Origin of the sequence: Pseudoalteromonas sp. AOP7-A1-14 (assembly GCF_052376275.1) — a bacterium.
Lineage (GTDB): Bacteria > Pseudomonadota > Gammaproteobacteria > Enterobacterales > Alteromonadaceae > Pseudoalteromonas.
Map to the genome: position 1 here is coordinate 1 of NZ_JBQSVO010000092.1, position 15,367 is coordinate 15,367.

The following is a 15,367-nucleotide window of genomic DNA, read 5'->3' on the forward strand; positions in this document are numbered from 1 at the left end:
CACTTAATTTTAAACTTTCTAAAAAATCTAAACTCAAGTTTTACTCGACTTACTGACTTGCTGCTTGCCTCGCTAAGCGTTGCCTGCTCTGCCGTGTCAGTGGGGTCGCATTATAGGGAGGACAGATTTTTACGCAAGCGTTTTTTAAAGAAAACTTGAAATAAAGTACTGTTCGCTGAGTATTTGAGCTAAATGTGTTAAAAACACAACATAACTAGCACTTTATTAACATTTTAGGTGTACTAATTGGTTTATATAGAGGGTTTACTGAAATAACTTTATATAGAAACTCGCACCCCAAACGATCATAACGATCAACAATGAAAGTGTTACCGCCGCAGATCCCATATCTTTTGCTCTTCCTGATAGCACATGGCGCTCAGTACTAACACGATCTGTTAATGCCTCGATTGCTGAGTTAAGTAATTCAACAATTAATATGATCAATAATGTGCTAATTAATAATGCCCAGTGTAGTAAGGATGTAGCTAGCCAAAATGAAATAGGTAGTAACACTATACTAAGTACAAGCTCCTGCCTAAAGGCTGCTTCTTCTTTAAAAGCAGCTTTAAAACCAAGGTAAGAACAATACGTTGCTTTAAAAACTCGCTTTAGGCCAAGGCCATTAGGCTTGAATACATCTTTCATTTGTAAGCTCTGTTAATTATAGTCAAAAGAAAGCCCCGCTTAGCGAGGCTTTTAAAATTTATATTTACGCTACACCGTATTGGTCACGATACGCTTTAACAGGTGCTAAATGCTCTTCCATTGTACCTTTAGTTTCAAGGTAACTAATTAAATCAGCAAGCTTTACAATTGAGATAACTTTAGTATTAAAGTCGCGTTCAACCTCTTGTATTGCTGAAAGCTCTGCTTTACCTTTTTCTTGACGATCTAGTGCTATTAATACGCCACTTAAGTCTGCGCCATTATCTGCAATGATTTCCATTGATTCACGAATTGCAGTACCCGCGGTGATCACATCATCCACCAGCATGATTTTACCATTTAGTGGTGAGCCTACTAATGTACCACCTTCGCCATGTGCTTTTTTTTCTTTACGATTAAAGCAGTAAGGCATGTCTTTATCATAATGATCAGCAAGAGCAACCGCCGTGGTCGTCGCGATAGGGATGCCTTTATAGGCCGGGCCAAATAAAACATCATAATCAATTGCTGCATCTTCTAAAGCCGCAGCATAAAAACGACCAAGGCGCGCAAGGTCGCGACCGGTGTTAAATAAACCCGCATTAAAAAAATATGGGCTAGTACGCCCAGACTTTAAGGTAAACTCACCAAACTTTAGTACCTGCTTTTCAAGAGCAAATTCAATAAATTCTCTTTGATAATTTTTCATTGCTATTAAACCTATTCCCCTATTAAGCGAGTGCTTGCTTTTGAACGTCGATAATTTCGCGAATTGAATGCTTAGCCAATGTCAGTAGCTCATCAAGCTCGTCAAACGAAAACGGTTCACCTTCAGCTGTACCTTGAACTTCAATAATTTTACCTGTTTCAGTTAAAATCACATTCATATCTGTTTCAGCATCAGAATCTTCCAGATATTCTAAATCACTAATAGCTTGGCCTTTGTAGACACCAACTGAAATTGCCGCAATCATAAACTTAAGAGGATTTGAATTGATCATACCTTTACTACGCATATGAGTAAGTGCATCAACTAATGCTACACACGCACCACTTATAGAAGCTGTACGCGTTCCACCATCGGCTTGAATAACATCACAGTCGATAGTGATAGTGTTTTCACCTAACGCTTTCAAATCAACGGCTGCGCGAAGTGCGCGTGCAATTAAGCGTTGAATTTCCATAGTACGACCGCCTTGCTTACCACGCGACGCTTCACGACCATTACGGGTATGAGTAGCTCGCGGTAACATACCGTACTCGGCATTTACCCATCCCTTACCTTGGCCTTTCATAAAACGCGGTACACCTGATTCAACTGTTGCTGTACAAAGTACTTTAGTATTGCCAAACTCAACCAGCACAGAGCCTTCAGCGTGCATAGTATAATTGCGCGTAAATGTAACCGGTCTAATTTGGTTAGGTGTTCTTTCGCTTGGACGCATTAACGATCCCCTTTATTCTGAATTTGCCATATTATAAGTCGATGTGAGGCTAGATGCCATGCCGATTTACATAAAAGACCATTGTAAAATTCTCATCAACAAAAATTTCCGCTAGAGCTTCACCAGTGTTACGGTATAATCATCGTAATATTGTATTTATAAATTTAGGAAAATATCCATGATCCACAGTATGACAGCTTATGCGCGTCGCGAAATAAAAGGCGATTGGGGGACTGGCACGTGGGAAGTTCGTTCAGTGAACCAGCGCTATCTTGAAACTTTTATTCGCGCACCTGAGCAATTTCGTGGCATGGAGCCAGTAATTCGTGAGCGTCTGCGTAAGCACTTACAACGCGGTAAAGTAGAGGTCTTCTTAAAATTTGTAGCAAACCCTGCGCATGTTGGCGAGCTATCAATTAATCAAGCACTTGCTGAGCAACTTATTAATAGTGCTAAGTGGGTTCAACAACAAAGTAACGGCGATATTAATCCAGTTGATATCCTACGCTGGCCAGGTGTAATGGAAGCTGAAGAACTCGATATGGACAGTGTTAACACCACTCTTATTTCAGGTTTTGACCAAGTAATCGAAGACTTTAAATCAGCCCGCGCTTCTGAAGGGGCCAACCTTGAAGAAATGATAGCCACCCGCCTTGATGCAATTTTAGAGCAAGTTACAGTAATCGAAACACATATGCCTGAAATTGCAAAGTGGCAGCGTGAAAAACTAAACCAAAAGCTCGAAGATTTAAAAACAGATATCGACGAGTCTCGTCTTGAGCAAGAGCTTATTTACCTTGCGCAAAAGCAAGATGTTGCTGAAGAGCTAGACCGTTTAAAATCACACGTAAAAGAAACTAAAAAAATCCTTAAAAAAGGTGGCGCTTGTGGCCGCCGTTTAGATTTCATGATGCAAGAATTTAACCGCGAAGCAAACACCCTCGCTTCTAAATCAATCAACAGCAACATCACCAATGCAGCTGTAGAGCTTAAAGTATTGATTGAGCAAATGCGCGAGCAGATCCAGAATATAGAGTAATCCAGTTACTCACTCAAGTAACCAACTTGAGCAATGTTCGTTAAATCAAGTACAATGTAAACATTAAAGGCTTGAGTTACTCGTAACTCGAGCCTGTTTATTTTTAGTAGAGATGAAAATCATGGCGCAAACTCGCGGAAATTTATTTATCTTATCGGCCCCTTCGGGGGCAGGTAAATCTAGCCTTATTAATGCATTACTTACAAAACATAATGACATGAAGGTTTCAGTATCACACACCACTCGCGCACCTCGCCCAGGTGAAAAAAGTGGCGAGCATTACCATTTTGTAAATGTTGAACAATTCAAATCATTAATTGAAAAAAATGACTTTTTTGAATGGGCGCAAGTATTTGATAACTACTACGGTACGTCTAAGCAAGCTATTGAAGAACAGTTAGCCGCGGGTATTGACGTATTTTTAGATATTGATTGGCAAGGTGCTCGCCAAGTTCGAGAGCTGGTTGAGGATGTTGAAACTATTTTCATTCTACCGCCTTCAAAAACAGAACTTGAAGCACGATTAAATAATCGCGGCCAAGATTCAGCAGAAGTAATTGCTGGGCGTATGGCTAAAGCACAGTCAGAAACCTCGCATTATGATGAGTATGACTATTTAGTAGTTAATGATAACTTTGAAAATACTTTAAATGAAATTGAAATGATTGTTATGACAAAGCGTTTATCATTGAAAAGCCAAGCGATTAGTCATAAAAACTTGTTAAGTAATTTACTAAAGTAACCTTAATAGATAAAAATTAACCACTAGCTATTGGCGAATTTGCTTCGTTGGAGTAAACTACGTCTTTGCTTAAAAATTTATTTGGAGTGCTGAGATGGCTCGCGTAACTGTTGAAGATGCAGTAGATGCAATTGGTAATCGTTTTGACTTAATTTTAGTTGCGGCTCGTCGTGCCCGCCAAATTGCGGTTGGTGGTAAAAACCCACTAGTCGACACTGAAAACGATAAACCAACAGTGGTTGCTTTACGTGAAATTGAACTTGGTTTAGTTGATAATTCTTCTATGGATGTTATTGACCGTGAAGAGCAACAACACCAAGAAGCCGCTGAAATGGCTGCAGTTGCTGCTATTGTTGGTGGTAACCAATAATCACGCATCCCTGTGCTGATTTAGCTAACGGCTGAGTATTTCGACTCTAGCCGTTGGCAATCCTTCCTTTTCATCGTATATTCTATCCATACCGTTACCGATTTACTTCACTAGCGCCTTGGAGTGTGACTTTGTATCTTTTTGAAGGTCTAAAAAAGAAAATATCTGAATACTTGCTCCCAGCCGATGTTGAGCTGGTGCAAAAAGCCTATGTGGTCGCTCGTGAAGCCCATGAAGGTCAAACTCGCTCAAGTGGCGAACCGTACATCACCCATCCTGTGGAAGTAACCCAAATACTTGCAACTATGCATCTTGATCACGAAACCTTAATGGCAGCGTTGATGCACGATGTAATTGAAGATACTGACTTTAGCCAACAAGATTTAGCCGAAATTTTTGGCGAAACAGTTGCCGAGTTGGTTGAAGGTGTGAGTAAACTCGATAAGCTCAGCTTTAAAGATAAAAAAGAATTCCAAGCTGAAAACTACCGAAAAATGATCATGGCGATGACGCAGGATATTCGGGTTATTTTAATAAAACTAGCCGACCGCACCCACAACATGCGGACTTTAGGTGCTTTACGCCCTGATAAACGCCGTCGAATAGCTCGTGAAACACTCGAAATTTACGCACCGATAGCAAATCGTTTAGGCATCCATAATGTTAAAAACGAGCTGGAAGATTTAGGTTTTCAGGCTCTTTACCCTATGCGCCATCGCGCACTTAGATCTGAAGTGGCAAAAGCTCGTGGAAATCGTAAAGAAATTATCTCAAATATTAAAACCGAAATAGAAGCCCGCTTAGAAGAGGCAGGTATTACAGCTACTATTTCCGGTCGAGAAAAGCACCTATATAGTATTTACAAAAAAATGTTAAACAAGGAACTGTCGTTTAACGAAGTAATGGATATTTATGCATTTCGTATTAATGTCGATAAAATGGATATCTGTTACCGTGTACTCGGTGTTGCCCATAATTTATATAAACCAATTGAAACTCGTTTTAAAGATTATATTGCAGTACCTAAAACCAATGGCTACCAGTCTCTTCATACATCTCTTGTCGGTCCGCACGGTATTCCTGTTGAGATTCAAATTCGTACTCACGATATGGATCATATGGCTGATAAAGGGGTTGCAGCCCATTGGATGTATAAAAAATCAGGCGATAGCGCAGGAAACACCTCGCAGCAACGTGCTCGCCAATGGATGCAAAGCTTACTCGAATTACAACAAAGTGCGGGGTCATCCTTTGAGTTTGTTGAGAACGTTAAAACAGAGCTATTCCCGGAAGAGATTTACGTATTCACCCCAGATGGTCGTATTGTAGAATTACCCATGGGGGCAACAGCAGTTGATTTTGCCTATGCAGTCCATACTGATGTAGGTAACACCTGTGTTGGCGCTCGCGTTAATCGAAAACCTCACCCATTGAGTCAAGCCTTAGATACAGGGCAAACGGTTGAAGTGATCACTAGCTCTGGCGCGCATCCAAATGCAACTTGGCTGAACTTTATTGTCACAGGGAAAGCCCGTTTAGGTATTCGTAATTACTTAAAGAGCCAACATCACGAAGAGGCCATGCATTTAGGTCTTCGCTTATTAGATTCAGCTTTAGGTGAATATAAACTCGATGATATACCAGATGAAAATATCAGCCGCGTACTTGAAGAACACGAGTTAAATACCGTATTAGAGTTATTGGTTGATATTGGCTCAGGAAACTTAATGAGCATGCTTATTGCTAAGCGCTTATTGCAATCAGATACCGATGACTTAACTGATATTGCTAAAAAAGCCAAAGCGACCATTATTGGCACCGAAGGCATGTTGGTAAATTACTCTAAATGCTGTCGCCCAGTACCGGGAGATGCAATCACCGCGCATATAAGTCAAGGCAAAGGGCTTACGGTACACCGCCAAGAATGTAAAAACATACGTGGTTGGGAGAACGAGCGTTCAAAGTATCTAATTGTGAAATGGGATGATAACCCGGAAAAAGAATATATCGCTGCTTTGCGGGTTGAAATAATAAATCATCAAGGGGCACTGGCTAAACTCACCAATGTAGTTGCTACAACTCAAGCTAACATTGTTGAAATTACCACTGACGAAAAAGAAAGTAATTTGTACGTGATAGATTTAGGGATCACAGTTAAAAACCGTGTCCATGTTGCTAATATCATGCGCCGCATTCGCGTAATGCCTGATGTGCAAAAAGTCTATCGAAAGAAATAACAAGGGAAAAACATGAATAAAGCATTTATTTCGACCGATAAAGCACCTTCTGCGATCGGTCCTTACAGCCAAGCAGTTAAAGTTGGTACAGCCGTTTACTTATCAGGGCAAATCCCACTAGTGCCTGAAACAATGGAAATGGTATCTGAGGATTTTAGCGAGCAAACTCATCAAGTATTTAAAAATATCTGTGCAGTGTGTGAAGAAGCAGGCGGTAAAATTCAAGACTTAGTAAAGATTAATATTTACCTTACTGACTTATCAAACTTTGCGACCGTCAACGAAGTGATGAGCCAATACTTCAAGCAGCCCTTCCCTGCTCGTGCAGCACTTGGTGTAAGAGCACTACCGAAAGGCGCGCAGATTGAAATTGATGGCATTATGGAATTACCGTCAACCAACTAACCTGACGTTATGTAAGTAAAGCGTTAATCAAAAGCACCTAATCAAGATTAGGTGCTTTTTTGCTTGTGTTGCAAGCAAAACATTCATTTTCTTGACTCGTTCATATTTCTCTAGCACTCTGTAAAAAGACCTACTTCCCCCCTTAAACTTTTGTAGTAAAGAAGGATTACTCCTTGTTCAAGCTTGCCATAACGGTGTTGCGACCTTGAAGGCCAAGCTAATCATAACTTAATCAATGCTCAAGAGCTTATACAAATAGGCCCTGCAAAAAACTTACAAGGTAAATTGTTTGGCGGTGAAATTATTGATGCACAAACGATAGTCGCAGGTGAAATAGGCAACAAATCTGGCTCACAGATGACTATCAATCTTGCAGTAAGTGGGGCAGCCGTGACAGCTAAAACTGACAGTTGCTTTAAAAAGCTGGCCAGGACAGATAAACAGCTAGTTACCCACCTTGCAATATAAAGCTTGAAGAGGGAAAGATTGAAGTTGAATTTAAAACCGGCTAAAAAATACAAATAATAAAAAAAGAGGCTAAGTCGCCTCTTTTTTTATTTATAGCGTACTATAATATTTCAGCAAATTGCTGCTTAAGCTCACTTGGCCACACGCCAACTTGAACTTGACCAATATGCTGCTTTTGCAGTAATAGCATAGCTAAGCGAGATTGACCAATACCACCGCCAATTGTTTGTGGAAATTTCTTATCAAGCAACTGTTTATGCCAATCAAATTCAAGACGCGCTTCATCTTTAGTGATTGCAAGCTGTGTAGCAAGTGCATCTGGGCTGACTCGAATACCCATTGACGAAATCTCAAAGGCATCTTCAAGTACCGGGTTCCATACTAAAATATCACCATTTAAGCCACTGTATTCCTCACAGGTCTGGGTTGACCAGTCATCATAGTCTGGGGCACGAACATCATGAACCTCACCATCGCCAAGCGCCCCACCAATACCAATTAAAAATACTGCACCATGCTCTTGAACAATCGCTTTTTCACGTTGCTTAGCAGTGAAGTCAGGGTACATTTGACGTAGCTGTTCACTATGCACAAAAGTAATTTCTGCGGGTAAAAAAGGCGTGATATCAAATTCACTTGCAGCAAAACGCTCTGTTGCTTTAATACCACTATACAGTGCCTGAACGGTTTCTTTTAACTTATCAAGTGAACGCTCAGTGCTTTCACAAATTACTTTTTCCCAATCCCACTGGTCAACATACACAGAATGAATAGGACTTAATGACTCTTCATCTGGGCGCAATGCCTTCATATGAGTATAAAGCCCTTCTCCAATACTGAAACTGTGATCAGCTAGGGTTTTTCGCTTCCATTTGGCTAGCGAATGAACAACTTCAAATTGACTATCAGGAATCGTTTTAACGGCTACTGCTACAGCATTTTCCGTACCACTTAAATTATCTTGAATACCGTCACCGACTTTAGCCAAAATAGGGGCTTGCACTTCTATTAAGCCTAGTTGTTGTTCCAGCTGACTCGAAAAAAACTGTTTCACCTTGCTGATTTGCTGCTGCTGTTGCAGGTAGTGTGAACTCATAATAATTGGCCTCATTCCCAGTTATTGTTACTTGCTTATTTGCTTATTTGCTTATTTGCCACTGCGGCAAAAGCTCAATAACGTAATCCTCAACCATTTATACATTTAATTCAATAACCAATAATAAAAATACCTTTAATGTATTAAATCCATTAATTTAATGGTATAAAAAACAAAGATTCAATAATTACTAAGTACTATTCATATGGAAAGTTATCAAATCGATAATCTCGATAAACAGATCCTCTATGCTTTAATGGACAATGCCCGCACTCCCTACGCAGAACTGGCTAAACGCTTTACTGTCAGTGCCGGCACAATTCATGTACGAATTGAAAAAATGAAACAAGCCAATATTATTACTGGCACTCAGGTAACTATTAACGCGAAACAACTCGGTTATGATGTATGTTGCTTTATTGGTATTAACTTAAATAATGCCCGTGATTACCCACAAACCTTACTGCATTTAAAGGAGTTAGAAGAAGTCGTTGAGGCCTACTACACGACGGGCAATTACAGTATTTTTATTAAAGTGATGACTCGCTCGATCGATCACTTACAAGATGTGTTGATCAATAAGATTCAAGCGATTGAAGCAATTCAATCAACCGAAACTTTAATATCACTACAAAACCCAATTAGCCGCTCAGTTATGCCTTAGCAATGATATACTTACAAAAAATTGAAATTTCAGACAAGGTTAACAATGCAAAACACTCGCTATCACCGTGTTAAAGAGGTGCTTGACCGTCGCCAAACAGACTTAACCGTGTGCCTTGAAGATGTACATAAACACCATAATTTATCCGCTATTGTCAGAAGCGCAGATGCTGTCGGGTGCCATCATGTTCACGCGGTATGGCCTGAAAAACAAAAGTGGTTAACCAGCAACACCTCTGGTGGCAGTAAAAACTGGGTTGCTACTCATTTACATAGAGATATCAACACCGCTGTCGCCACCATACGCAAGCAAAATCCTCAAGTTCAGGTACTTGCTACCAATTTAAGTCCTGATGCTGTTGATTACCGCGATATAGATTACACTAAACCAACCGCTATTATTGTCGGCCAAGAAAAAACAGGTATTTCAGAGCAAGCGCTTGCTCATGCAGATAAAAACATCATCATTCCCATGCAAGGTATGGCGCAATCACTTAATGTATCAGTTGCTGCCGCACTGATTTTATTTGAAGCCCAAAACCAACGTCTTAATGCAGGTTTATACCAACGCAATATGCTTGATAAAGATATTAAACACACTATGTTGTTTGAAGGTTGCCACCCTATTATCGCGCAAAAGTGCAAAGAAAAATCATTACCTTACCCAGCTCTTGATGAACAAGGTGAAATAGTTGCCGATAATGCATTTTGGCAGCGACTAAAACATACTTGATGACAGCCGTGTTCGCACGTAAACTCAAAAGCACCTAAAATGAAAAGTTTGAGCAGACTTTGTCAACGTTAACATTAAGCCGCTACCCAATTACGGATCTTAAAGGCGTGGGCCCTAAAATGGCTGAGCGCTTAGTAAAACTTGGAATTTATACAGTGCAAGACATGCTCTTTCATTTACCGCACCGCTATGAAGACCGCACCCGTATTTATGCGATCAATCAGTTACAACTACATAGCCATGTAAGCATTGAAGCAACAATTGAAACGAGCCAAATCACCTTTGGTAAACGCCGTATGCTGGTGTGTCAGGTTAATGATGGTACCGGACGTTTAACCCTGCGCTTTTTTAACTTTAGCGCGGCGCAAAAAAATGCGCTAAGCGCAGGAAAAGTAATTCGTTGCTTTGGTGAGGTCCGCCGTAGTCGTAATGGTCTTGAAATGACTCACCCAGAATACAGCTTAAGCGATAGTCTCTCAGAGCAACCCTCAACGACGACCTTAACGCCTGTATACCCCATTACTGAAGGATTAAAACAACTATCGATTAGGGCCCTTAGCGATCAAGCTATCAGCTTATTAGAAAAGTACACTGTAGAAGAGTTATTGCCACCTGAGTATCAGCTATCACAATTGAGCTTAACTGAGGCGCTGCTCACTTTACATCGCCCGCCTAATGATGTTGACTTAATAGCACTTGAACAAGGCTTGCACCCAGCACAGCAGCGTTTAGTTTTTGAAGAGTTACTGGCACAAAACCTCAGTTTATTAAAATTACGACAACAAGGACAAACAGTAAAAGCCGTTGCATTAAAGCCAAATAACCCGCTTGAACCGCAATTTTTAGCAAAGCTGGCTTTTGCACCAACTAATGCACAAAGTCGTGTAGTCGCAGAAATAAAAAATGACTTGCAAGAGCCCTACCCTATGATGCGATTAGTGCAAGGTGATGTTGGTTCTGGTAAAACCTTAGTGGCTGCCCTAAGCGCGCTTACAGCTATAAGTAAGGGCTATCAAGTCGCATTGATGGCACCCACCGAAATACTTTCAGAGCAGCATGGCATTAACTTCACTCAATGGTTTGAAGAGTTAGGTATTAATGTCGCTTGGCTAGGCGGTAAAACCAAAGGCAAAGAACGCGTTGCTACTCTTGAAAAAATAGCCTCAGGCAAAGCGCAAATGATTGTTGGTACCCATGCACTCTTTCAGCAAGATGTAATTTTTAATAACCTCGTACTTATTATCATCGATGAGCAACACCGTTTTGGTGTCCACCAGCGTTTATCACTCAGAGAAAAAGGCCGTTTCGGGGATTGTTACCCACACCAATTAGTGATGACTGCCACCCCTATTCCACGCACTCTTGCGATGACGGCATACGCCGATTTAGAAACATCAGTAATTGATGAGTTACCGCCAGGACGCACACCTATAACAACCGTTGCACTACCTGATACCCGTCGTGATGAAATTATTGCGCGCGTAAAAACAGCCTGTACCGAGCAAGGCCGCCAAGTTTATTGGGTATGCACCTTAATTGATGAATCCGAAGTACTGCAATGCCAAGCGGCTGAAGACTCTGCATTACAATTAACCCAAGCACTCCCAGAGTTAAAAGTGGGCCTTGTACATGGACGAATGAAACCCGCAGAAAAACAAGCCATCATGAGTGATTTTAAAGCAGGCAACATTCACGTATTGGTGGCAACAACAGTCATAGAGGTGGGCGTAGATGTACCAAATGCCAGTTTAATCATTATTGAAAATCCTGAGCGTCTGGGACTTGCACAGTTACACCAATTACGCGGACGCGTAGGCCGTGGTGCTGTTGCTTCTCACTGTGTGCTGCTTTATCACGCCCCTTTATCTGCAACAGCACAAAAACGCTTAGGAGTATTAAGAGATAGTAATGATGGCTTTGTTATTGCTGAGCGTGATTTAGAAATACGCGGGCCAGGTGAGGTGCTTGGTACTAAGCAAACAGGATTAGCTGAGTTTAAAATCGCTGATTTAAACCGTGATAAACAAACACTCAATCAAGTTAGGCCTATCGCAATGCAAATGCTTAACCAATACCCAGAGCAAGTAGAAAAGCTCATCCAGCGCTGGCTTGCAGGTAAGTCAGCTTATGCACAGGCTTAAAGCATTAAATATTGTGCAAACAAAGGTTAAACATACAAAGAAGCTACAAGGCCCCAAGCAATAGCAACAGGGCCTTAAAAATTAATATAGAATCCTAAAACTTATATTCCATACCTAACGCGATATAGTCTTGATCCACATCACTCTCTAAATCATAGGTTGAATAAAAGCCAAACAACTTAATATTTTTTGTAAACTTATGATCAACACCTACTGAGATCGCAGAGTTGTTATCACCATCTTTAAAATCAATCGTTTGATACTGTAATTTGAACGTATTGCTATTCAAAGTATATGCCGCATTGACTAAATAGCCATCAGCTTCACCAGTCCCATCAACTTTTTCTTGCTTTTGATACATAGCGCCTAATTTAATATCAGCCACTTTACCTTGAAGACTTGCGCGGATGACATCATACCCATTTACTTCGCTATCAGCTGCAATAGATGCATAAAGTTTGCTTTTTTTAAGACCCGAATCTCCGTATGTAAGAGCTAATGAATAACCATTCTCTCCTTCACTGTCTTTTTCGGCAACATAAGTTGCAAGCACTTTTAAACCATTAAAGTCATTCGAAGAATAGGTAACCGTATCACTTAAGCGGTTATCACCTTTAAATAGATTTTTTATATCACCTTCAAGGTCGTTAAATAAGTCCAACTTCCCTTGAGATTGCTTTAAAGCTGTATCATTGCGACCAATAACGAGTTGCCCAAAGCTGCCTTGCAAACCAACATATTGATTACGAGAAGTAAAAGTATCTTTTGAGTCATCTGATACATTGACCTGAAATTCAAATTTGTAAACAGCTTCTAAGCCTTCACGCAGCTTTTCTGAGCCTTTGAACCCGATACGAGAAGCATTACTCTTAACCTCTGTAAACGATTCATCGCCATCATCTGAGGACTGCACGGTTACATTTGCTTTACCGTACACATGTACATCCGCAAATGCCGAAAAAGATAAACCACCAAATAAAGCTAGGAATAAGCTAGACTTTGCAAATTTCATGTCGTTTCCTCAATAATCGCAACGAAAAACACATACTCGTGTTTGATTGAGCGCAGTGTGCCAGTGAAAAATGACAGAAAGATGACAACTGAAACAAAAACGTCAATTTATATTCATAAAAAGTAATTATTTTTGTAATTAAAGTATATTTTTAAGAACATGCGTTGGTTATAAAGTTAGACCGTCTGTAGTATATGTTGGACTTATTAAAACTGTACTGCACCACAACTTATAAACACATGGTCAGTTCATTATAGAAGCAATACGATTAGTTTAAACAAAAATAAATATTTTGCTATATTACAGCTTCATTTACATTTATTTACATTAACTTTATACCAAAAAATGTAACAATATAACAACACATAAAATAACTAATAATATGCTTTGCTCACTTAATACTTGCTAGTAAAGGTGATCTCCGCCAGCCATAATAAGCGCTCATTTTTTATTATCCCCATTCTCAAAATAAAAAAACAAACACAACAAAATGATAACTATTATCACTTCCAATTAAAATTCAAACATGTCATACTCGCTATGTTATAACATTTAAAAGCAATAATTACTTACACTACTTAAATTCAGGTTGGAAAAAAATGAAAAGGTCTGCTCTAACAGTAAGTGTTCTTACTGGTTTATTTTCAATGCAATCATTTGCAACTCAATCTATTGAAAAACTTGAAGTTCAAGGTACGCGTACACCACTTTATAGTACCCGAGATGTAAATGCCTCGGCACTAGGGATCAAAGATCCTCAGTTTTTACCTATTTCTATTCAATCTTTTTCTGAAGAGTTAATAACGAATCAAAGAGTAAAAACTTTGAGCGAAGTGCTTGCTAATGATGCATCTGTACAAAATACGGCTATCGGCACAGTATTTGATTTTGTCAGCCTGAGGGGCTTTCAACTCGATTGGACAAATGGTCTAAGACGAGATGGGCTCGCTCTTGCTCCTTATCAGGATGTTCCACTGGAGAATATTCAACGAATCGATATTATTAAAGGCCCATCAAGTTTGGTCTCAGGTTTTAATAATCCTGGCGGTACGATTAACTATGTAACGAAGCGCCCAACGATGGACTCCTTTTTAGATATCACGACAGAATTTCGTAGTCGTGCGGGCCGTTATATTCATGTAGATTTTGGTGGCCCCTTAGATAGTGAGCAAACTTTTGGCTATCGTATCAATGCCGCAGTAGAAAAAAATGGCGACTTTACCGGTGGTGACGATCTAGAAAGGCACTTTTTCAGCGCAGCTCTAGACTGGCAACTGTCTGACCGTATTTTTATTCGCTTAGATGGCGACTATCAAGACAAAAGCACTGTATCACAACCACTTATAGGTTTAGCGCGTGACCCAAATGATGATAGCCATTCCGTGCTCCCTCCTTATGTAGACACGAGTGAAATATTACTTGGCCAACCTTGGGCAAGATATAAAACCGAGTCCTTCAATATAGCGGCGCGAGTGGATTTTTGGCTCAATGATAATTGGCAGTGGGTTAACCAAGTCGCACTTTCTGGGAATGACAGATTCACTATTTTTCCTGATATATATTCAGTTGACTTAGAAGGAAATGTTCTATCAGCAAGTATTCAAGTCACGCCAGATGAAACCTATGATACGGTTTCTGCCCATAGCTTCTTTACAGGGCAACTTGTTACTGCAGGTATTGAACATGAACTCGTTATTGGCGCAAGTATTCGTGACTACCAATCTAAAGATGGTCGCTGGTTTGAGTTAGACAATCCTGTTGGTAACATATTTAGCCCTACACATGTAAGTAAACCTGAATTCCCAGAATACCCCGACCCAACAACAACAGACACAACCGAAAGCTCATTTTTCATTACCGATACCCTGCATTTTAATGATGTATTTTATGCGACTCTAGGGCTGCGTCATATTCAATATAAAAAAGATCAGACCGCACCAAACCAAGCTAAATCAACATTAGATAATCGCACCTTCAGCACACCTATCATTGGCTTAAATTATAACCCGAACGATCAACTCGCTTTTTATGCCAGTTACTCTGAAGGTGCTGGAGAAGGTGGCGTAGCAGTAATTGGCAGTGGAGCAATTAATGAGGGCGAATCGTTAGGGCCACAAGAAAGTGAACAAATAGAAGCCGGTATAAAATACCAAACTGACTCAATGAACTATTCCGTTGCAGTATTCGAAATTGAAAAAATGCTGGAATATCATAACCACATCACCAATTACTTTGTACAAGATGGGACTCAATCTCATAAAGGTATCGAACTTAATGCCAGCGGCTCGTTTATTAAAGGCCTATCGACAGTTGCTTCGATAACATTTATGGACCCTAGTTTGGATGAACTTGATGGTGAACCCGCACT

14 protein-coding genes and 1 pseudogene are annotated in these 15,367 nt (G+C 40.1%); 10 read left to right on the forward strand and 5 right to left on the reverse strand.

What is annotated here, in order from left to right; all coding sequences use genetic code 11:
- Positions 1–264: 264 nt before the first annotated feature.
- The 3 genes from ACT3RM_RS13430 to rph all read right to left on the reverse strand — a co-directional run bounded on the left by ACT3RM_RS13430 (position 265) and on the right by rph (position 2,093).
- A complete protein-coding gene (locus ACT3RM_RS13430; RefSeq protein ID WP_441835059.1) occupies positions 265–648 on the reverse strand; it encodes a diacylglycerol kinase in 384 nt (127 codons plus the stop codon).
- Between the two features lie 64 nt (positions 649–712).
- Positions 713–1,357 carry an orotate phosphoribosyltransferase gene (gene pyrE / locus ACT3RM_RS13435; RefSeq protein ID WP_441835060.1) on the reverse strand — a complete coding sequence of 215 codons (645 nt, stop codon included), beginning with the start codon at positions 1,355–1,357 and terminating at the stop codon, positions 713–715.
- A 22-nt stretch (positions 1,358–1,379) separates the two neighbouring features.
- Positions 1,380–2,093, reverse strand: a complete 714-nt coding sequence (rph, locus tag ACT3RM_RS13440; protein WP_441835061.1) for a ribonuclease PH — start codon at positions 2,091–2,093, stop codon at positions 1,380–1,382.
- Between the two features lie 178 nt (positions 2,094–2,271).
- On the opposite strand from rph, the gene ACT3RM_RS13445 reads away from it, so the two are divergent.
- The 6 genes and pseudogenes from ACT3RM_RS13445 to ACT3RM_RS13470 all read left to right on the forward strand — a co-directional run.
- Positions 2,272–3,132 (forward strand): YicC/YloC family endoribonuclease, encoded by an 861-nt coding sequence (locus ACT3RM_RS13445; RefSeq protein ID WP_441835062.1) that lies wholly within the window; start codon positions 2,272–2,274, stop codon positions 3,130–3,132.
- 121 nt (positions 3,133–3,253) lie between these two features.
- Entirely contained in the window at positions 3,254–3,874 is a 621-nt protein-coding gene (gene gmk, locus ACT3RM_RS13450) for a guanylate kinase (RefSeq protein ID WP_441835063.1), read from the forward strand.
- A gap of 94 nt (positions 3,875–3,968) precedes the next feature.
- Positions 3,969–4,244 (forward strand): DNA-directed RNA polymerase subunit omega, encoded by a 276-nt coding sequence (gene rpoZ / locus ACT3RM_RS13455; RefSeq protein WP_441835064.1) that lies wholly within the window; start codon positions 3,969–3,971, stop codon positions 4,242–4,244.
- Positions 4,245–4,375: 131 nt separating this feature from the next.
- Positions 4,376–6,481, forward strand: a complete 2,106-nt coding sequence (gene spoT, locus ACT3RM_RS13460) for a bifunctional GTP diphosphokinase/guanosine-3',5'-bis pyrophosphate 3'-pyrophosphohydrolase (RefSeq protein WP_441835065.1) — start codon at positions 4,376–4,378, stop codon at positions 6,479–6,481.
- A gap of 12 nt (positions 6,482–6,493) precedes the next feature.
- Positions 6,494–6,886 carry a RidA family protein gene (locus ACT3RM_RS13465; protein ID WP_441835066.1) on the forward strand — a complete coding sequence of 131 codons (393 nt, stop codon included), beginning with the start codon at positions 6,494–6,496 and terminating at the stop codon, positions 6,884–6,886.
- A 219-nt stretch (positions 6,887–7,105) separates the two neighbouring features.
- A pseudogene (locus tag ACT3RM_RS13470) lies at positions 7,106–7,354 on the forward strand (FapA family protein); the annotation flags it as partial.
- A gap of 100 nt (positions 7,355–7,454) precedes the next feature.
- Here ACT3RM_RS13470 and asnA read toward each other — a convergent pair.
- Entirely contained in the window at positions 7,455–8,450 is a 996-nt protein-coding gene (gene asnA / locus ACT3RM_RS13475; protein WP_441835067.1) for an aspartate--ammonia ligase, read from the reverse strand.
- A 205-nt stretch (positions 8,451–8,655) separates the two neighbouring features.
- On the opposite strand from asnA, the gene asnC reads away from it, so the two are divergent.
- Genes asnC through recG form a run of 3 tightly spaced genes read left to right on the forward strand, consistent with a single transcriptional unit; the run spans position 8,656 to position 11,987 of the window.
- Complete coding sequence (gene asnC, locus ACT3RM_RS13480) at positions 8,656–9,114, forward strand: transcriptional regulator AsnC (RefSeq protein ID WP_441835068.1); 459 nt, start codon at positions 8,656–8,658, stop codon at positions 9,112–9,114.
- A gap of 45 nt (positions 9,115–9,159) precedes the next feature.
- The gene (trmH, locus tag ACT3RM_RS13485) at positions 9,160–9,846 is read left to right on the forward strand and encodes a tRNA (guanosine(18)-2'-O)-methyltransferase TrmH (protein ID WP_441835069.1); all 687 of its coding nucleotides are present in this window, start codon (positions 9,160–9,162) and stop codon (positions 9,844–9,846) included.
- A 59-nt stretch (positions 9,847–9,905) separates the two neighbouring features.
- Positions 9,906–11,987 (forward strand): ATP-dependent DNA helicase RecG, encoded by a 2,082-nt coding sequence (gene recG / locus ACT3RM_RS13490; protein WP_441995091.1) that lies wholly within the window; start codon positions 9,906–9,908, stop codon positions 11,985–11,987.
- A gap of 94 nt (positions 11,988–12,081) precedes the next feature.
- On the opposite strand, the gene ACT3RM_RS13495 is transcribed toward recG, so the two are convergent.
- Entirely contained in the window at positions 12,082–12,999 is a 918-nt protein-coding gene (locus ACT3RM_RS13495) for a porin (protein ID WP_192542748.1), read from the reverse strand.
- A gap of 599 nt (positions 13,000–13,598) precedes the next feature.
- Between ACT3RM_RS13495 and ACT3RM_RS13500 the strand changes: the two genes are divergently transcribed.
- A partial coding sequence (locus ACT3RM_RS13500; RefSeq protein ID WP_444511389.1) for a TonB-dependent siderophore receptor occupies positions 13,599–15,367 on the forward strand: 1,769 nt, incomplete at its 3' end.